The organism is Rhizobium hidalgonense (assembly GCF_005862185.2).
Lineage (GTDB): Bacteria > Pseudomonadota > Alphaproteobacteria > Rhizobiales > Rhizobiaceae > Rhizobium > Rhizobium hidalgonense.
The window spans coordinates 2520728-2537934 of the sequence record NZ_CP054027.1; the positions used below are offsets into that span (position 1 = coordinate 2520728).

The 17207-nt window shown below is 62.6% G+C and carries 16 protein-coding genes; 11 read left to right on the top strand and 5 right to left on the bottom strand.

The annotated features are described in order from the left end of the window. Positions 1–214 precede the first annotated feature (214 nt). From FFM81_RS12115 to FFM81_RS12130, 4 genes are read left to right on the top strand one after another with little or no spacing between them, the layout of a single operon-like run. Entirely contained in the window at positions 215–1456 is a 1242-nt protein-coding gene (locus FFM81_RS12115; RefSeq protein WP_138384357.1) for an MFS transporter, read from the top strand. A 17-nt stretch (positions 1457–1473) separates the two neighbouring features. Continuing rightward, a complete protein-coding gene (gene nirB, locus FFM81_RS12120; protein ID WP_003573621.1) occupies positions 1474–3924 on the top strand; it encodes a nitrite reductase large subunit NirB in 2451 nt (816 codons plus the stop codon). Positions 3925–3928: 4 nt separating this feature from the next. Next, the gene (gene nirD / locus FFM81_RS12125; RefSeq protein ID WP_025415980.1) at positions 3929–4264 is read left to right on the top strand and encodes a nitrite reductase small subunit NirD; all 336 of its coding nucleotides are present in this window, start codon (positions 3929–3931) and stop codon (positions 4262–4264) included. Beyond that, positions 4264–6921 carry a nitrate reductase gene (locus tag FFM81_RS12130; RefSeq protein WP_138384358.1) on the top strand — a complete coding sequence of 886 codons (2658 nt, stop codon included), beginning with the start codon at positions 4264–4266 and terminating at the stop codon, positions 6919–6921. The genes nirD and FFM81_RS12130 overlap by 1 nt, the downstream gene beginning before the upstream one ends. 24 nt (positions 6922–6945) lie before the next feature. Here FFM81_RS12130 and FFM81_RS12135 read toward each other — a convergent pair whose 3' ends face one another. Together FFM81_RS12135 and FFM81_RS12140 are read right to left on the bottom strand one after the other, a co-directional pair. Then, positions 6946–7623, bottom strand: a complete 678-nt coding sequence (locus tag FFM81_RS12135; RefSeq protein WP_003573626.1) for an HAD-IA family hydrolase — start codon at positions 7621–7623, stop codon at positions 6946–6948. A gap of 130 nt (positions 7624–7753) precedes the next feature. Continuing rightward, positions 7754–8173: a DUF2000 domain-containing protein gene (locus FFM81_RS12140; protein ID WP_003573628.1), complete on the bottom strand. Its 420-nt coding sequence runs from the start codon at positions 8171–8173 to the stop codon at positions 7754–7756. A 138-nt stretch (positions 8174–8311) separates the two neighbouring features. On the opposite strand from FFM81_RS12140, the gene FFM81_RS12145 reads away from it, so the two are divergent. Then, entirely contained in the window at positions 8312–8797 is a 486-nt protein-coding gene (locus FFM81_RS12145) for an Lrp/AsnC family transcriptional regulator (protein WP_003573630.1), read from the top strand. 17 nt (positions 8798–8814) lie between these two features. Here FFM81_RS12145 and FFM81_RS12150 read toward each other — a convergent pair whose 3' ends face one another. Then, the gene (locus FFM81_RS12150; RefSeq protein ID WP_003573632.1) at positions 8815–9126 is read right to left on the bottom strand and encodes a hypothetical protein; all 312 of its coding nucleotides are present in this window, start codon (positions 9124–9126) and stop codon (positions 8815–8817) included. 201 nt (positions 9127–9327) lie between these two features. Here FFM81_RS12150 and FFM81_RS12155 point away from each other — a divergent pair, with 201 nt between their 5' ends. The 3 genes from FFM81_RS12155 to FFM81_RS12165 all read left to right on the top strand — a co-directional run bounded on the left by FFM81_RS12155 (position 9328) and on the right by FFM81_RS12165 (position 12723). Further along, entirely contained in the window at positions 9328–9654 is a 327-nt protein-coding gene (locus FFM81_RS12155; protein ID WP_003573634.1) for a hypothetical protein, read from the top strand. A 151-nt stretch (positions 9655–9805) separates the two neighbouring features. Continuing rightward, positions 9806–11254 (top strand): cryptochrome/photolyase family protein, encoded by a 1449-nt coding sequence (locus FFM81_RS12160; RefSeq protein WP_097535137.1) that lies wholly within the window; start codon positions 9806–9808, stop codon positions 11252–11254. A 206-nt stretch (positions 11255–11460) separates the two neighbouring features. Continuing rightward, positions 11461–12723 (top strand): SAM-dependent methyltransferase, encoded by a 1263-nt coding sequence (locus FFM81_RS12165; protein WP_003573637.1) that lies wholly within the window; start codon positions 11461–11463, stop codon positions 12721–12723. On the opposite strand, the gene FFM81_RS12170 is transcribed toward FFM81_RS12165, so the two are convergent. Together FFM81_RS12170 and FFM81_RS12175 are read right to left on the bottom strand one after the other, a co-directional pair. Next, on the bottom strand, positions 12724–13557 hold the full coding sequence (locus FFM81_RS12170; RefSeq protein ID WP_138384359.1) for an SDR family NAD(P)-dependent oxidoreductase: 834 nt from the start codon (positions 13555–13557) through the stop codon (positions 12724–12726). Between the two features lie 98 nt (positions 13558–13655). Continuing rightward, positions 13656–14297 (bottom strand): ChrR family anti-sigma-E factor, encoded by a 642-nt coding sequence (locus FFM81_RS12175; protein ID WP_097535133.1) that lies wholly within the window; start codon positions 14295–14297, stop codon positions 13656–13658. Positions 14298–14537: 240 nt separating this feature from the next. Between FFM81_RS12175 and FFM81_RS12180 the strand changes: the two genes are divergently transcribed. The 3 genes from FFM81_RS12180 to sseA are packed head-to-tail and all read left to right on the top strand — an operon-like array spanning position 14538 to position 17206. After that, positions 14538–15575 (top strand): cysteine synthase A, encoded by a 1038-nt coding sequence (locus FFM81_RS12180; protein WP_003573641.1) that lies wholly within the window; start codon positions 14538–14540, stop codon positions 15573–15575. A gap of 5 nt (positions 15576–15580) precedes the next feature. Then, the gene (locus FFM81_RS12185; RefSeq protein WP_138384360.1) at positions 15581–16318 is read left to right on the top strand and encodes an alanyl-tRNA editing protein; all 738 of its coding nucleotides are present in this window, start codon (positions 15581–15583) and stop codon (positions 16316–16318) included. Positions 16319–16336: 18 nt separating this feature from the next. Further along, positions 16337–17206, top strand: coding sequence for a 3-mercaptopyruvate sulfurtransferase (sseA, locus tag FFM81_RS12190; protein WP_128398951.1), 870 nt, complete (start codon positions 16337–16339; stop codon positions 17204–17206). The last annotated feature ends 1 nt before the right edge of the window (position 17207 follow it).

Here is a 17207-nt window from a genome sequence, read left to right on the forward strand (position 1 = left end):
ATTACCGCACAGATCAATGGCGATCAGCGCAGTATGAGGGCGCAATAAGCGCTCGCAGAAGACCATGAATTCGGCGTCCAACGGCGGGCGCCACCAGCAAAGCCGCTGATCAGGATATTTCGCGCGCCTCGTGCATGCGCATCCTGACCAGCGGCTTTTCGTTTTTAACCCCCAGCGATGGATCGGCACGACCTTGTCGCGCCACGGAGAAGCCATGTCTGTCACCGAGAAAACGCAGCCTATGTCCGCCGGCGAACCCGCCAAAGCACTGTGGATCTCTACGGTCGCCTTTACCCTCTGTTTCGCCGTCTGGACGATCTTTGCGATCATCGGCATCCGCATCAAGCAAGAGCTCAACCTCAATGAGGCCGAGTTCGGACTGCTGATCGGCACCCCGGTCCTCACTGGCTCGCTCGTGCGCATCGTCCTCGGCATCTGGACGGGGCGTTATGGTGGTCGTCTCGTCTACACGCTCACCATGCTTGCCGCCGCGATAGCGACCTTCCTGCTCTCCTACGCCCAGACTTATACGCAGATGCTGGTCGCCGGCCTCGGCGTCGGGCTTGCCGGCGGCTCCTTCGCGGTCGGCGTCGCCTATGTCTCGCCTTTCTTCCCGGCGGAAAAGCAGGGAACGGCGCTCGGCATCTTCGGGGCCGGCAATGTCGGCGCGGCGGTGACCAAATTTGCCGCTCCCTTCGTGTTGCTCGCCTGGGGCTGGCAGGCGGTTGCCGAGATCTGGGCCGTCTGTCTCGCGCTGATGGCGATCGTCTTCTGGTTCACCACCACTGATGATCCGGCCTTCCGCCTTCGCCGCGAGCGCGGCACCGCCTCCAAGAGTTTGGCTCAGGAATTCGCGCCGCTGCAGAACGTTCAGGTCTGGCGCTTCTCGCTCTACTATTTCTTTGCCTTCGGCGGCTTCGTCGCCCTGTCCTTGTGGCTGCCGCGTTATCTGGTCGGCGTCTACGGCTTCAACCTGGAAACAGCCGGCATGGTCGCAGCCGCCTACTCCATCCCGGGCAGCATCTTCCGGGCCTTTGGCGGCGTTCTGTCGGACAAGAAGGGTGCACGCAGCGTCATGTATGCGATGTTTGCCGTGTCGGCCGTCGCCACCCTGATCCTTTCGATGCCGTCTGCGACCATCACACCCGTGATCTTCATCGCCGTCATCTTTGTGCTCGGCTTCTTCATGAGCCTCGGCAAGGCCGCCGTCTACAAGCACATTCCGGCCTATTACCCCGAAAACGTCGGGGCCGTCGGCGGCATCGTCGGCATGATGGGCGGTCTTGGCGGCTTCATCCTGCCGATCGCCTTCGGCCTCCTCAAGGACATGACGGGCCTTTGGTCCAGCTGCTTCCTGCTGCTCTTCGCAATCGTCGCGATCTCGCTCGTCTGGATGCACCTGTCCGTCAAGCAATTGTCGCGCCGTGGGCACTCCGCGCCCGTGGCTGCCACCTGATCTAAGGACCTGGAAACATGACAGAAAAACTCGTCATCATCGGCAATGGCATGGCGCCCGGGCGCATGCTGGAGCACCTCCTCGAACGGGCTCCCGGACGCTACGAAGTCACGATCTTCAATGCCGAGCCGCGCGTCAATTACGACCGCATCATGCTGTCGCCGGTTCTCTCCGGAGAAAAGGACTACGAGCAGATCATCATTCACGGTGACGGCTGGTATATCAAGCATGGCATCATGCTCTACAAGGGCCACAAGATCGTCAACATCGATCGCGTAGCCAAGACCGTCACGTCAGACCACGGCGTCACCGAAAGCTACGACAAGCTGGTGATCGCCACCGGTTCGGTGCCCTTCATCATCCCGGTTCCCGGCAAGGATCTGCCTGGCGTCATCACCTATCGCGATCTCGACGACGTGCAGGCGATGCTGCTCGCCGCCCAGTCGCGCGAAAAGGCCGTCGTCATCGGGGGCGGCCTGCTAGGCCTTGAAGCGGCGGCCGGTCTTGCCCAGCGCGGGATGGACGTCACCGTCCTGCACGTCATGCCGACGCTGATGGAGCGCCAGCTCGATCCCGCCGCCGGCTATCTGCTGCAGAAGGCGGTCGAGGAACGCGGCATCAAGGTCATCTGCAAGGCCAATACCAAGGCGATTATCGGCAACGGCAAGGTTGAGGGCATTGAGCTCGACGACGGCCGGATCATCCCGGCCACGCTGGTCGTCATGGCCGTCGGGATTCGTCCGAGTGTCGGCCTGGCCAAGGATGCCGGCTTGGCGGTCAATCGTGGCATCGTCGTCGATGCCGGTATGCAGACCTCGGACGGCGACATCTTTGCGCTCGGCGAATGCGCCGAGGTGGGCGGCATGGTCTACGGCCTCGTCGCCCCGCTCTATGAAATGGCCCGGATCGCCGCGGCACATCTTAGCGATGATCGCTCACCGGCTTTCGTGCACGCCGACACGCCGACCAAGCTCAAGGTCACCGGTATCGAACTCTATTCGCTCGGCGATTTCGCCGATGGCGACGATCGCGAGGAGATCGTGCTGCGCGATGCCAGTGCCGGCGTCTACAAGCGTCTCGTCCTGAAGGACAACAAGATCATCGGCACCGTGCTTTACGGCGAGACTGCCGATGGCGCCTGGTTCAATGACCTGAAGAAAAAAGCGACCGATATCTCGGAGATGCGCGAGACGCTGATCTTCGGACAGGCCTATCAAGGAGGGTCGCCGCTGGACCCTATGGCGGCCGTTGCAGCCTTGCCGGATGACGCGGAGATCTGTGGCTGCAACGGCGTATGCAAGGGCAAAATCACCTCGACGATCACTGGCAAAGGGCTGACGTCACTCGACGACGTGCGTGCCCATACCAAGGCATCCGCCTCGTGCGGCTCCTGCACCGGCCTCGTCGAACAACTCATGGCATTGACGCTCGGCGACGGCTACAATCCGGCTGCCGTACAGCCGATGTGCACCTGCACCGAACTCGGCCATGACGACGTTCGCCGGCTGATCAAGGCCAAGGGTCTGAAGAGCATTCCTGCCGTCATGCAGGAGCTCGAGTGGAAAACCTCCTGCGGCTGCGCCAAGTGTCGGCCGGCGCTCAACTATTACCTGGTCTGCGACTGGCCGGACGAATATGCCGACGACTACCAGTCGCGCTTCATCAATGAGCGTGTCCACGCCAATATCCAGAAGGACGGCACCTATTCCGTCGTGCCGCGCATGTGGGGCGGCGTCACCAATTCTAACGAGCTGCGCGCCATCGCCGATGTCGTCGATAAGTTCGAAATCCCGATGGTCAAGGTGACCGGCGGCCAGCGCATCGACCTGCTCGGCATCGAGAAGGAAGACCTGCCCGCCGTCTGGGCCGATCTCGGCAAGGCCGGCTTCGTCTCCGGCCAGGCCTATGCCAAGGGCCTGCGCACGGTGAAGACCTGCGTCGGTTCGGACTGGTGCCGCTTCGGCACCCAGGATTCCACCGGTCTCGGCATCCGCATCGAGAAATTCATGTGGGGCTCCTGGACGCCGGCCAAGCTGAAACTGGCCGTTTCCGGCTGCCCGCGCAATTGTGCGGAAGCAACCTGCAAGGATATCGGCGTGATCTGCGTGGATTCCGGTTTCGAGATCCATTTCGCCGGTGCGGCCGGTCTCGATATCAAGGGCACCGAGGTGCTCGGCCTCGTTAAGACCGAGGACGAGGCGCTGGAGCATATCGTGGCGCTGACGCAAATGTACCGCGAGCAGGCCCGCTACCTCGAGCGCATCTACAAATGGGCCAAGCGCGTCGGTCTGGACGAAATCCGCCGCCAGATCATGGGTGATGCCGAAAAGCGCACAGCCTATTACGAGCGTTTCGTCTTCAGCCAGAAATTTGCCCAGGTCGATCCCTGGTCGGAGCGTGTCTCCGGCAAGGACAAGCATGAGTTCAAGCCGATGGCGACGATCGGCTATCCGCAGGCAGCCGAATAAGGAGATGGACATGAACTGGATCTCAATCGGTGACATCTCCGAAATCCCCTTGCGCGGTGCACGTTGCGTGAAGACGCCGCAGGGCAAGATCGCCGTCTTCCGCACGGCCGAAAACGAAGTTTTCGCCATCGAGGATCACTGCCCGCACAAGGGCGGCCCGCTCTCACAGGGCATCGTGCATGCCAAGGCCGTCACCTGCCCGCTGCACAATTGGGTGATCTCTCTCGAAACCGGCAAGGCGCTCGGTGCCGACCAGGGCGAGGTGCGGACCATACCGGTCCGCAACGAGAACGGCGCCCTGTTCATCGCCCTGGAAAGCCTCTTGATGGCGGCTGAATAATGGCGGCTGAGGTCAAGACCACCTGCCCCTATTGCGGCGTCGGCTGCGGCGTCATCGCGACCGTCGACGAGGCAGGCGCCGTCAGCGTCAAGGGCGACCCCGAGCATCCGTCGAATTTCGGCCGGCTCTGCTCGAAGGGGTCGGCGCTTGCCGAAACCATCGATCTCGATGGCCGGCTGCTTTACCCCGAGATCGCCGGTCAACGCAGCGGCTGGGACGAGGCGCTCGACCTGGTCGCCCGGCGTTTTTCCGAAACGATCGCCGAACACGGGCCTGATTCCGTTGCCTTCTACGTCTCCGGCCAGTTGCTGACCGAGGATTATTATGTCGCCAACAAGCTGATGAAGGGCTTCATCGGCTCGGCCAATATCGACACCAATTCAAGGCTCTGCATGTCTTCGTCGGTCGCCGGGCATCGCCGCGCCTTCGGCGCCGATACTGTGCCGGGGACCTATGAGGATATCGAACTCGCCGACCTCGTGGTGCTGACAGGCTCCAACCTCGCTTGGTGTCATCCCGTCATCTACCAGCGGCTGGCCACCGCAAAGGCGGCGCGGCCGAACATGCGGATCGTGGTCATCGATCCGCGCCGGACGGTGACATGCGACATCGCCGACCTGCATCTGGCAATCCGCCCGGACGGCGACGTGGCGCTGTTCATGGGACTGCTTGCCCATCTGGCGACCAGCCCGGCGATCGACCAGAATTATATCGCCTCCCACACCGAAGGTTTCGCCGGCGCCTTTGCGGCCGCCGCAGCGCTTGACATCAACGATCTGCTGGAACGGACCGGCCTGCCGGCCATGCAGATCCGGGAATTCTTCCGGCTGTTCGAGACGACTGAGAAAGTCGTGACCTGCTACAGCCAGGGCGTCAACCAGTCCTCCTCCGGCACCGACAAGGTCAATGCCATCCTCAACTGTCATCTGGCGACCGGCCGTATTGGCCGCCCGGGCATGGGGCCGTTCTCGCTGACCGGCCAGCCGAACGCCATGGGCGGGCGCGAGGTCGGTGGTCTTGCCAATATGCTCGCCGCCCATATGGCGATCGAGAACCCGCAAGACCGGGATCGCGTGCAGCGTTTCTGGGAATCGCCCGTCATCGCCGCAAAACCTGGTCTGAAGGCGGTGGACATGTTCCGCGCCGTGGCCGACGGCCGCATCAAGGCGCTCTGGATCATGGCCACCAATCCCGTCGTCTCGATGCCGGATGCCGACAGCGTCGAAAGTGCGATCGCCGCCTGTCCTTTCGTCGTCGTCTCCGACATCCTGAGAGAAACGGATACGGCCCGGCACGCCGAGGTGCTTCTGCCCTCGCTCGGCTGGGGCGAAAAGGACGGCACCGTCACCAATTCCGAACGGCGCATTTCCAGACAGCGGCCGTTTCTCGGGCTCCCCGGCGACGCGAGGGCCGACTGGTGGCAGCTTGCGGAGGTCGGACGCCGCATGGGCTTTGCCGCCGCTTTCGATTTCGACACGCCGGCGGAGATCTTCTCCGAACATGCCGCCCTTTCCGCCTTCGAAAATAACGGCAGCCGCGATTTCGACATCGGCGCCCGCGCCGGCTTGACCGGTGACACCTATGACGCGCTGTCGCCCTTTCAGTGGCCGCAGGCGGCAGGGACCGAACCCGGCGTCACCCGCTTCTTCGCCGATGGCGGTTTCTACCATGGCGATGGCAAGGCGCGCTTCGTCGCAGTGGCACCGCCCGAAACGGACCGCACCAATGCCGACTTCCCCTTCACGCTGAATACCGGGCGCATCCGCGACCAGTGGCACACGATGACGAGGACGGGAAAGAGCGCCCGGCTTTCCGCCCATATCGCCGAACCCTTTGCGGAGATCCATCCGCGCGATGCGATCGAGACCGGCATATCGAGCGCTGGTCTCGTCGAGATCGACAGCCCCTACGGCAAGGCGATCGTCCGGGCGCTGGTGACCGATCGCCAGGCGCGTGGCGGCATCTTCGCGCCGATGCACTGGAACGACCAGTTCGCGGCCAAAGCGCGGATCGATGCCGTGGTCGCGCCGATCACCGACCCCTTTTCCGGTCAGCCCGCCTCGAAGAACGTTGCCGTCGCCATTCGCCCCTTCCGCGCCACGCATTACGGCTTCGCCGTCTCGGCGACAAAACCGGCCACACCTGACGCGGCCTATTGGGCGCTGGCGAAAGCCGATGGCGGCTGGCGGCTGGAGCTCGCCTTCACCGAGGCGGTCGAAGACTGGACGGCCTGGTGCCGCGCTGTTTTCGCCATTCCTGATGGCATCGAGCCGCTGGGTTATGCCGACCGGCAATCCGGCGACCTCAGGCTCGCCTTCTTCGACGGCGAGACCCTGCTGGCCGCACTGTTCCTCGCCCGCGAACCGGTCGCCGTCGCGCGCAACTGGGCAATTTCGCAGCTCGCCACCGCCCACGGCGATTTGAGAAAACGCTTTGCGCTGGTCGCTGGCCGTCCCGGCGCCGGCAGACCGGATCCGGGCGCCACCGTCTGCTCCTGCTTCAGCGTCGGGGTCAATCAGATCGCTGCCGCGGTACTCGGCGGATGCCACAGCGTCGAGGCGGTCGGCAAGGAACTGAGCGCCGGAACCAATTGCGGCTCCTGCCGCGGCGAAATCGGCAGGATCATCGATCGCTGTCTCGCTGCAGCCGCGGAGTGAGCACTCAGCGGGGATCGGGCGGTGTCAGGCCGCTTTGGGGACGATAAACATCTTATGGTCGGCTGAGATGCGGACCGAGATCTCGTCATAGGACGAGAGGGTCGGATGCGGCGTGTCCATCTTCTGGTGATGGGTTGCGGTCACGACCATGACATCGGCGCCCGCCGCCTCGCCGGCGATGATACCGGCTGCGACATCCTCGAACACCAGGCAATCCCGTGTGCTGACGCCGAGGCGTTCGGCGCCCAGGATATAACATTGCGGATCGGGTTTTCCGACCTTCACATCCTCCGCCGTCACCATGAATTTCGGCAGCGGCAGACCTGCCGCGTCCAGCCGCCGATGGGCAAGGCGCAGTGGCGAAGATGTGACGATCGCCCAGCGATCCGGCGGCAGCGCACTCAGGAATGCCGCGGCACCCGGAATGGCCACGACATCGCCAACATCGGCGATTTCGGCCTCGGTCACCAGCCTGGCCTCATGTTCGGGGTCAACGCCTGGCAGGTTCAGGCGGGCGATCGTGTCGACGCCGCGCGATCCATGCATCTTCGGCAAAAAGGCGGCGACATCGAGCCCCTGACGCTTTGCCCAGTCGCTCCATACACGCTCGGCAGCACGGATCGAATTGAGGATGGTGCCATCCATATCGAACAGGAAGGCGGCATAAGGCTTCTCGAAGCCGCGGGGCATCGGCAGGGACAAAGGCGGATCCTTTAAGGAAGAGCATCGGATGGTTATCGTTATCGCCCGATGAAACGGCAAATCGAGGCCTTTTGCAAGCTTTGGCAGGGACGGGCCGGTCTAACGCCGCGGCAGACCTTGGCGACATGCGTCAGCGAAGCAGCTTCAGCGAGCCCGTCAGCGAGCGGATCCACTTCGTCGGACCGGCGAGCCCGATGCCGTCGATGGTTTCCGAAGACAGGTCGCGCTCCGGCAACGAAGCCTCGTAGTCGGCATAGACGTGCAAGGCGCGTGCAAAACGCGGGAATGGCACGACCAGGGCTCCGTCAGGCGCCGGCAAGGCCTTCAGCAGCAGCGATCTCAGATCCGCGGCCGCCGCCTGCAGGACAGGTACCGGCTTGTTGGCGCTCACATGAAATATCCGGCCGGCCTGGTCACTCAGCCGCCCTCCGGCAAGCGCGGGGGCCGCAGCGCCGAGCCCGATCGATAGCACGGCGACGGTGTTGGCGAGTTCGCCGGTCGGCAACCCCGGCTCGACGATCACCGCGACACGCCAGTCCTCACCCGTCATCCCTCATTCTCCCTTCCTGGCTCGATCTCCTCAGCCTATCGAAAGCCAGGGAAATATTCTGCCTATTCCTGTCGTTCCGCCCGCGATTTTGGTAGGATCTACCTGTATAATGATAAAATTCGAAAGGACTTACCGACGATGGAATTCGAGCCGGGAGATATCCGCATATTGAAGGCATTGCAGAGCGAGGGGCGGCTGACCAACCAGGAGCTGGCGGAACGCGTTGGGATGTCGACCTCGCCCTGCTGGCGCAGAGTGAAGCGGCTGGAAGAGGCCGGTGTCATCCGCGGCTATCAGGCTCTCGTCGATCGGCGCGCCGTCGGCCTCGGCGTCCTCGCCTTCGTGCGTGTACAGATCGATACGCATTCCCATGACGAGGCCGAGCGTTTCGAGCGCGAGGTCGGCGAACTGGAGGCGGTCATCGCCTGTTTTTCCGTCGCCGGCGAAGCTGACTTCCTGCTGCAGGTGGTCGCAACCGATCTCGACAACTATGCGGAATTTGCCATGACAGTGATCCGCCGCCTGCCCGGCATCAAGGAGATGCATACGATGTTCGTCCTGAAGGACATCAAGGCGTCGACGATCCTGCCCGTGCAGCTATCGGCCACCGGCCGTTCGCGCTGACGCGCTCAGATCGTCATCTAAAAGGCTGTGCTGCCGGTGGCGATCAAGTCGCAGGAGAGGCGCAGGCCGATCGGGTCATGGCACAGTTCATCGCGGCCGCCGGCGAGTTCCAGCTCGGCGGGAGCGTCGGAGCGCAGATAGGCCTGTGTCGGGTCGACGCGCATCGGGACGTCGGTCCATAGGGAGGGGCGGCTGAGGTCGATCGCTGATATACCGGCCTTCTCGCCGCCCATGGCAGAGGACGCGATCGCCATGCCGCTTGCCGTCAGGGCAAGTGCGAGGGCAATCTGGAGACCGAGATCTGCAGCCTCGCGGGGGGAAACGAACATAGCGGCCTCATGCTGCTGATTTTTAGCGTTTCAGCATGCCACTAAGGCAGGCGGCATCCGTGATCCAGCGGCTTCGGCGGTTAAGGTTTATGCGTAACCATGAGAGGTCGCGTGCAGGTTTTTCGCAAATTTCGGAACAATGATTCCAGCAGGCGGTTACCCAAGGGCCACCCAAGATGAAAATCAAAGGAGGATATCCTTATGAGCAAGTCCCTTATCGCCGCTTCGCTGCTTGCGATCGGCATGGCATCCTCGGCCTTTGCCCAGTCGAACCCCGATCCCATCGGGCCGACCAATGGCGGCTCGACCGACCCGAGTTCGGGTACCTATTCTTCCGATTACACCAACAGTGACAACGGCATGTATCCGGTACGCACCGCTCCGGTCGATCCGATGACGACACAGAGCATCGGTCAGCCGCAAACGATGGAATGCCCTGGCATGCCGCAACAGAGGTCGGGCGTCGATACACGCGGCGGCGAAAGCGGCGCCTCGATCAGCGAAGCCTGCCGCGAATACGACAACTGACAGGCAGTCTTTGCTACAAAGCATGTCGCACAAAGTGCGTCACGCTTGAAAAGGCCGGTTCACGCCGGCCTTTTTTCACGTAGCAACGAAACTTTTGATCCGGGCTTTCCGTACATCCGCAGCAGCTTGAACGAACAAGGGAACGGTCTCATTGGCAAAGGACGCGGCAAAACCGGTCATACTGTGGTTTCGCAAGGATTTGCGCCTTGACGACAACCATGCGCTCGCGGCAGCCGATCTCTCCGGGCGACCGATCATCCCTCTCTATATCAAAGAGCCCGCGGCACATAGCGGTGCGCTCGGTGCGGCGCAGGCGTGGTGGCTGCATCATTCGCTGGAAGCGCTCGACGGGTCGCTGCGCAAGCGGCAGGGACGGCTGGTGCTTGCCAGCGGCGAGGCACTCGACGTGCTTGGCGCCCTCATCAGCGAGAGCGGCGCCGAAGCCGTCTTCTGGAACCGATGCTACGATCCGTCCGGAACGGCCATCGACATCCGTATCAAGCACGAATTGCAAAAGCAGGCGATCGAGGTGAGCAGCTTCGGCGGCCAGTTGCTGCACGACCCTTCCCGGCTGATGACCGGCGGCGGCACGCCCTATCGTGTCTACACACCGTTCTGGCGCGCGCTGGAAGGCGCCGGCGAACCGGAGCGGCCGGTGGAGGCGCCGGCGAAACTGCGGCTGGCAGCGCAGCTTCCGAAATCGGAAAGGCTGGAGAGCTGGAAACTGCTGCCGACCAAGCCGGACTGGGCGAGGGATTTCGGCGATCTCTGGACGCCGGGCGAACAAGGCGCGCGGGAAAAGCTCCGCTCCTTCGTCGAGGACGGGCTCGACGGTTATAAGGAAAACCGCGACTATCCGGCGAAGCAGGCGACATCGTTGCTGTCGCCGCATCTGGCGCTCGGCGAGATCTCCCCTGCCCGCATCTGGGACGCGACGCGTGGTCTGTCGAAACGGATGCCGGCGGCCGACATCCTGCATTTCCGCAAGGAGATCGCCTGGCGTGAATTCTCCTACCACCTGCTATTCCATTTCCCGCGTCTTGCTTCGGACAACTGGAACGCTCGTTTCGACGGCTTTAAATGGCGCAATGACGATGACGATTTCGCGGCGTGGCGCCGCGGCATGACCGGTTATCCGATCGTCGATGCCGGCATGCGCCAACTCTGGCGGCATGGCTGGATGCACAATCGCGTGCGGATGATCGTCGCCTCCTTCCTCATCAAGGATCTGATGGTCGACTGGCGCCGGGGCGAGGCATGGTTTCGCGACACGCTTGTTGATGCCGACCCCGCCAACAATGCGGCAAGCTGGCAGTGGGTGGCGGGCTCGGGAGCCGATGCGTCGCCGTTCTTCCGGATCTTCAATCCGGTGCTGCAGGGCCAAACCTTCGATCCGCACGGCGACTATGTCAGAACTTATCTGCCTGAGCTTCGAGAACTCGCGGCAAACTACATCCATCGGCCGTTCGAGGCACCGGAGAGCGTGCTCGACTCGGCAGGCATCATTCTTGGCCAGACCTATCCGAGACCGATCGTCGATCACGCCAGCGCGCGCAACCGGGCGCTGGCCGCCTACGACGTCACAAAGCATGCCGTATGAACGCGCACTTCCGTTCCGCGCCGCCCGTCTTTTCGGACGAGCAAAGGCGCTGAGACAGATTGAACCGCTCTTACGATCTTATCTTAAATCTGTTCCGATTTGAGCAATTATGCAGTAGCCTTCGATCTAATCGCCGGGGGGCGGCCGCGCGTATATTCTAGGGCTTCGTCGTCCCTAACCGGCAAGAAAATGCTGGAGGAGGAGAGATGAGCAAGGCGCAGGACTGGAATCTGCTGGCTCGTGATGCGGTGACGCTGACGGCCGAAAACATGTCCCGCATGGTGAAGGGCCTGCCCTTCAAGGCAAAGCTGGCGTTGCGCGGACTTCTGCACATGCAGCACGGTTCGCTCGCCGTTACTCTCCCCGATGGCCGCCGGCTGCTGGTCGAGGGCCAGAAGGCCGGGCCAAAGGCGGCGCTCAGCCTCCACAACTGGAACCTCGCCTATCGGGCGCTGACGAGCGGCACGATCGGGGTCGCCGAGACCTATATGGACGGCGATTGGGACAGCCCCGACCTCACCGCCTTCCTCGAACTCTTCCTGGTCAACGGCGAGGCCGCGTTCAGCTATGCGCATGGCAAGAGCGGTGTCGGCCGCCTCTTCGAGCGCGTACGCCACTGGATGAACGCCAATACCAGGACGGGCTCCAAGCGCAACATCTCCGCCCATTACGATCTCGGCAATGATTTCTACAGGCAATGGCTCGATCCAAGCATGACCTATTCCTCAGCGCTCTACTCCACAGGGGCCAACGACCTGCAATCGGCCCAAAACGCCAAATATCGCGCGCTCGCCGAGGCGACCGGCATCGGGCCGGGGGATCACGTGCTGGAAATCGGCTGCGGCTGGGGCGGTTTTGCCGAATTCGCCGCTGGCGAATTGAACTGCAAGGTGACGGGGCTGACGATCAGCCGCGAGCAGCTCGCCTTTGCGCAGGAGCGCATCCACAAGGCCGGCCTCGACGACCGCGTCGAATTCCGTTTCCAGGATTACCGTGACGAGATCGGGCTCTACGACCGGATCGTCTCGATCGAAATGTTCGAAGCGGTCGGCGAGAAATACTGGCCGTCCTATTTCTCCAAGCTCAGGCAATGTCTGAAACCCGGCGGCAAGGCCGGTCTGCAGATCATCACGATCAAACCCGAGTCCTTCGACCAGTATCGCAGCAATCCTGACTTCATCCAGAAATATGTCTTTCCCGGCGGCATGCTGCCGACGCGCAATCATCTGGCCGAACTCGCCGGCAAGGTCGATCTGTCACTGGTCAGAGACTTCGGCTTCGGGCTCGACTATGCCCGCACGCTTGCCGAATGGCGCGAGCGCTTCTGGTCAGTCTGGGAACGCATCCGCCCGATGGGCTTCGACGAGCGTTTCAAACGGCTCTGGGAATTCTATCTGTTCTATTGCGAAGCCGGCTTCCGCGCCCGCAATATCGATGTGCGACAGGTCGTGTTCTCGCGCAGCAGCTGATCATTCCGCCGGATGCGGTGTCGCCGGATGGTGACCAGGCGATGACGGCCGCTCGCGCCAGCCGGTGACGCGGTTGACCAGCGGGAAATAAGCGCCATAGGGCAGCAGGCGCGCGAGTTTCAGCATGGTGGTGAACCGCCTGGGGAAGGTGATCTCGAAGGCCTGCGACTTCAGCCCGGCGGCAATCTGCTGGGCAGCCTCCTCGACCGACACCACTGATGTTATCGGAAAGGCGTTCTTCCCGGCCGCCGACGTATCGACGAAACCCGGGCTGACGAGCTGGATGCGGATGCCGATCTTGTCGAGATCGAATTTCAGGCTTTCGGCCATGTTGATCAGCGCCGCCTTGGTGGCGCCACAGGCAGCACCCGTCGGCAGACCGCCATAGCCGGTGGCGCAGGAGACAACGGCGATCTGCCCCTGCCCTTTCGCCTTCATATGACCGATTGCCGGCACCATGCAGTTGACGACGCCGGAAAGATTGACGGCAAAGCTCTTGTCGAAATCGGCGCGGTTCAGATCCTCGCCATGAACAGGCAGGCAGACGCCGGCATTGAGGATCGCCATGGCGAGCGTGCCGTGTTCATATTCGATTGAAGCCATGACATGTTCCATGTCCTCGGCATCGGTGACGTCGCCGTCGAGAACGACGATGCTGCCGGAAAGGCCGCGGGCCTCGGCCTGCAGTTCGACCAGCTTTTCGTGACTTCTGGCGGTGACTGCGACCTTGTATCCTTCAGCCGCGAGCTTCAGCGCCAGCGCCCGGCCGATACCCGAGCTCGCCCCGGTGATCCAGACGACTCCATGTTCGGGACGGGCGATGAAATCACGCATGACATGTTCCTCCTGCTGCCTTGCAAACACGAAAACAGGTCCGGAAGTTTCTCTGCTCCTCCCGGATTTATGGCTCTATCACACCATTGTGGCTGCTTTCAGCCGATCAGATCGCCGATCATCTGACGAAGGGATCCGGTGAGCTTCACCGGCCCGTCCGAAACGGCAAAGGCGATGCAGGGCCTGTCCTTTTCGGCGACTGGCCGGTGGTCGATCGTGTCGTCGGCAATGGAGATGTCGCCGGGGCCGAAACGGCCGCGCTCATCGTTGAACGCGCCGTCAAGAATGAGGATCAGTTCCAAGCCTTCATGCGTATGCGCCGGCAAGGCGCGACCCGGGCGGATCCACATCAGGCTGACCTCGCAGCCGTCCATGTCGAGGCAATATTCCTTGAACCCCGGCAACCGCGTGCGCCAGGGCACATCCTCGGCTTCGAAGCCGACGAGATCGCGCAACGCTTGGGGAAACAGCGCGTTTTCCCGCCGCGCGGCGGCCGGCGCCGACATGGGAGAGGCGGAGGAAAAGATCGCCGCAAGCCGCCGGTCGCGGTCGGCAATGGCGGCTGCAGGAGCACTTTCGAGCGCCTCCCCGGCCAGCAGTTCGAGGCTGTTCACCAGGCGGCGATTATCCGGTTTCATTTCCAGATGAGACTGCACCAGCACACGCGCCGGCTCGGGCAGGGAGCCGGCGACATAATGCGCCATCAATGCATCGATCGTGTCGATCTGCTCGTGAATCATGCCCGTTTCGGCCACGCCCTGTTACCGCGCTCCGCTGTCGCTTTGTCGTCATCCGTACGGGGAAAGTCAATCGTCGGATCACCCGCCCGCGGCGGGATTGCCGGCCATGCGTCATTTCGGGGGAGGAAGGCCAAATTTTATCGTGCCCGACAGAGGCGTGGAATAGCATTTCTTGCCAACTCAGCCTTGTGAAGGGAAAAGACCGTTCCTAAAGTAAGAGTTCGAATAGAGGCAGATTCCATGACCTTCCACCCTTCCGTCCTCGAAGCCATCGGCAACACCCCCCTGATCAAGCTCAAGGGCGCTTCGGCGGCGACCGGCTGCACCATTCTCGGCAAGGCGGAGTTCCTGAACCCCGGCCAGTCGGTGAAGGATCGCGCAGCGCTCTACATCATCCGCGACGCGGAACGGAAAGGGCTGCTTCGATCCGGCGGCGTCATCGTCGAAGGCACAGCCGGCAATACCGGCATCGGGCTGACGCTGGTTGCCAAGGCGCTCGGCTACCGCACCGTCATCGTCATCCCGGAAACGCAGAGCCAGGAAAAGAAGGACGCGCTGAAATTGCTCGGCGCCGAACTCGTCGAAGTGCCCGCCGTTCCCTACAAGAACCCGAACAATTATGTGAAGGTCTCGGGCCGACTCGCCGAACAACTGGCCAAGACCGAGCCGAACGGGGCGATCTGGGCAAACCAGTTCGACAATGTCGCCAACCGGCAGGCGCATATCGAAACGACGGCAAAAGAAATCTGGAACGATACCGACGGCAAGGTCGACGGTTTCATCTGCTCCGTCGGCTCCGGCGGCACGCTGGCGGGTGTCGCAGCCGGCCTCAAAGCCTTCAATGCGGACATCAAGATCGGCATCGCCGATCCCGATGGCGCCGCCCTCTATGAATTCTACCACAACGGCACACTGAAATCCGAGGGCTCCTCGATCACCGAGGGCATCGGCCAAGGCCGCATCACCGCCAATCTCGAGGGCTTCACACCTGATTTTTCCTATCGGGTCTCCGATGCCGAAGCGCTTCCCTATCTTTTCGATCTCGTCGAAAACGAGGGCCTCTGCCTCGGCGGCTCGACGGCGATCAACATTGCCGGCGCGGTCAAACTCGCCCGGGATCTCGGACCCGGCCACACGGTGGTGACGATCCTCTGCGACTACGGTAACCGCTATCAGTCAAAGCTCTTCAACCCGGATTTCCTGACCTCGAAGGGACTGCCCGTTCCGGGCTGGATGGCCAAGTCGCCCGAGATCGACGTTCCCTACGAACCCGCGTGAGACCCATGCCCGTCAATGCCCTTTATCGTGACGACTTCTATCTCTCGACATGCGAGGCGGTTGTCACCGCCGTGCACGAAGATGGGGGCATTGAACTCGACCAGACCTGCTTCTATGCGACGTCAGGCGGCCAGCCGGGTGATACGGGCGAACTTGAACGTGCCGACGGCACCAGGATCGCGCTCGGCCAGACGAAGCACGGTGCAAGCAAGGATATCGTCATCCATGTTCCCCTCGAAACCGAGCCGCGGCCTGATGTCGGAGAAACGCTGGTTCTGCATGTCGACTGGCAGCGCCGCTACAGGCTGATGCGCATGCACACGGCCTGCCATCTGCTCTCCGTCGTCTGCTCCTATCCGATCACCGGCGCCGCCGTCGGCGAGGAGGAAAGCCGCGTCGACTTCGACATGAGCGAGACGATCGAGAAGGACGCTGTAACCGCCAAGCTGATGGAATTGGTCGCTGAGAATCATCCGGTCTATCTGCAGTGGATTACCGACGAGGAGCTTGCAGCCAACCCCGATATCGTCAAATCGAAGAATGTCCGCCCGCCGATCGGGCTTGGGCGCGTCAGCCTCGTCTGCATCGGCGAGAACTCGTCGATTGACAGCCAGCCCTGCGGCGGCACACATGTCTCCGAAACACAGGAAGTCGGCCAGATTCACATCGCCAAAATCGAGAAAAAGGGCAAAGAGAACCGGCGCTTCCGCATCCGTTTCGGTACGCCCGGCGACGAAGCCTGACCATCAAGGGAGATCATCATGAATGAGACCAAGAGCCGTTTCGTCGTCTCGGCCGACTGGCTGCAGGCCGAACTCGGCAAACCGGATCTACGGGTGCTGGACGCCTCCTTCTATCTGCCGGCGCAGAAGCGCGATGCCGATGCCGAATACGCGGCCGGCCATATTCCCGGCGCCATCCGCTTCGACCAGGACAAGATCGCCGACCATTCGACGTCGCTACCGCACACGATCCCCTCGCCCGATTATTTCGCCACTGAGGCCGGCCGGCTCGGAATCAGCGAGAACGATCGCATCGTCGTCTATGACGGCATCGGTCTGTTCGCCTCGCCCCGCGTCTGGTGGCTGTTCCGGGTGATGGGCGCAAAGAACGTCTTCGTGCTCGACGGCGGTCTCGACGGCTGGAAGGCCGAAGGCCGTCCGCTAGAAACCACGACACCCGACCCTGCGCCGGCGACCTTTAGGCCTGACTTCGACGAGAGCCGTGTCGTGACGCTCGATACGATGCGCGACATCGTCTCGAGCGGCGCGATGCAGATCGCCGATGCCCGCAGCGCCGGCCGCTTCGCCGCCGCCGAGCCCGAGCCGCGCGCCGGCATGCGCTCCGGCCATATGCCCGGCGCCCGCAGCCTGCCCTCCGGCACCTTCGCCAACCAGGGCCGCTTCAAGTCGCTGCCCGAACTCCGGCAGACGATCGAGGATGCCGGCATCGATCTTTCCAAGCCCGTCGTCACTTCCTGCGGCTCGGGCATAACAGCGGCGATCATCACGCTGGCGCTGGAGTCGCTCGGCCATCACGACAACAAACTCTATGACGGCTCATGGAGCGAGTGGGGCAGCCGTGACGATACGCCCATCGTCACCGGTCCGCCGACGCCGGTTAAAGCCTGAT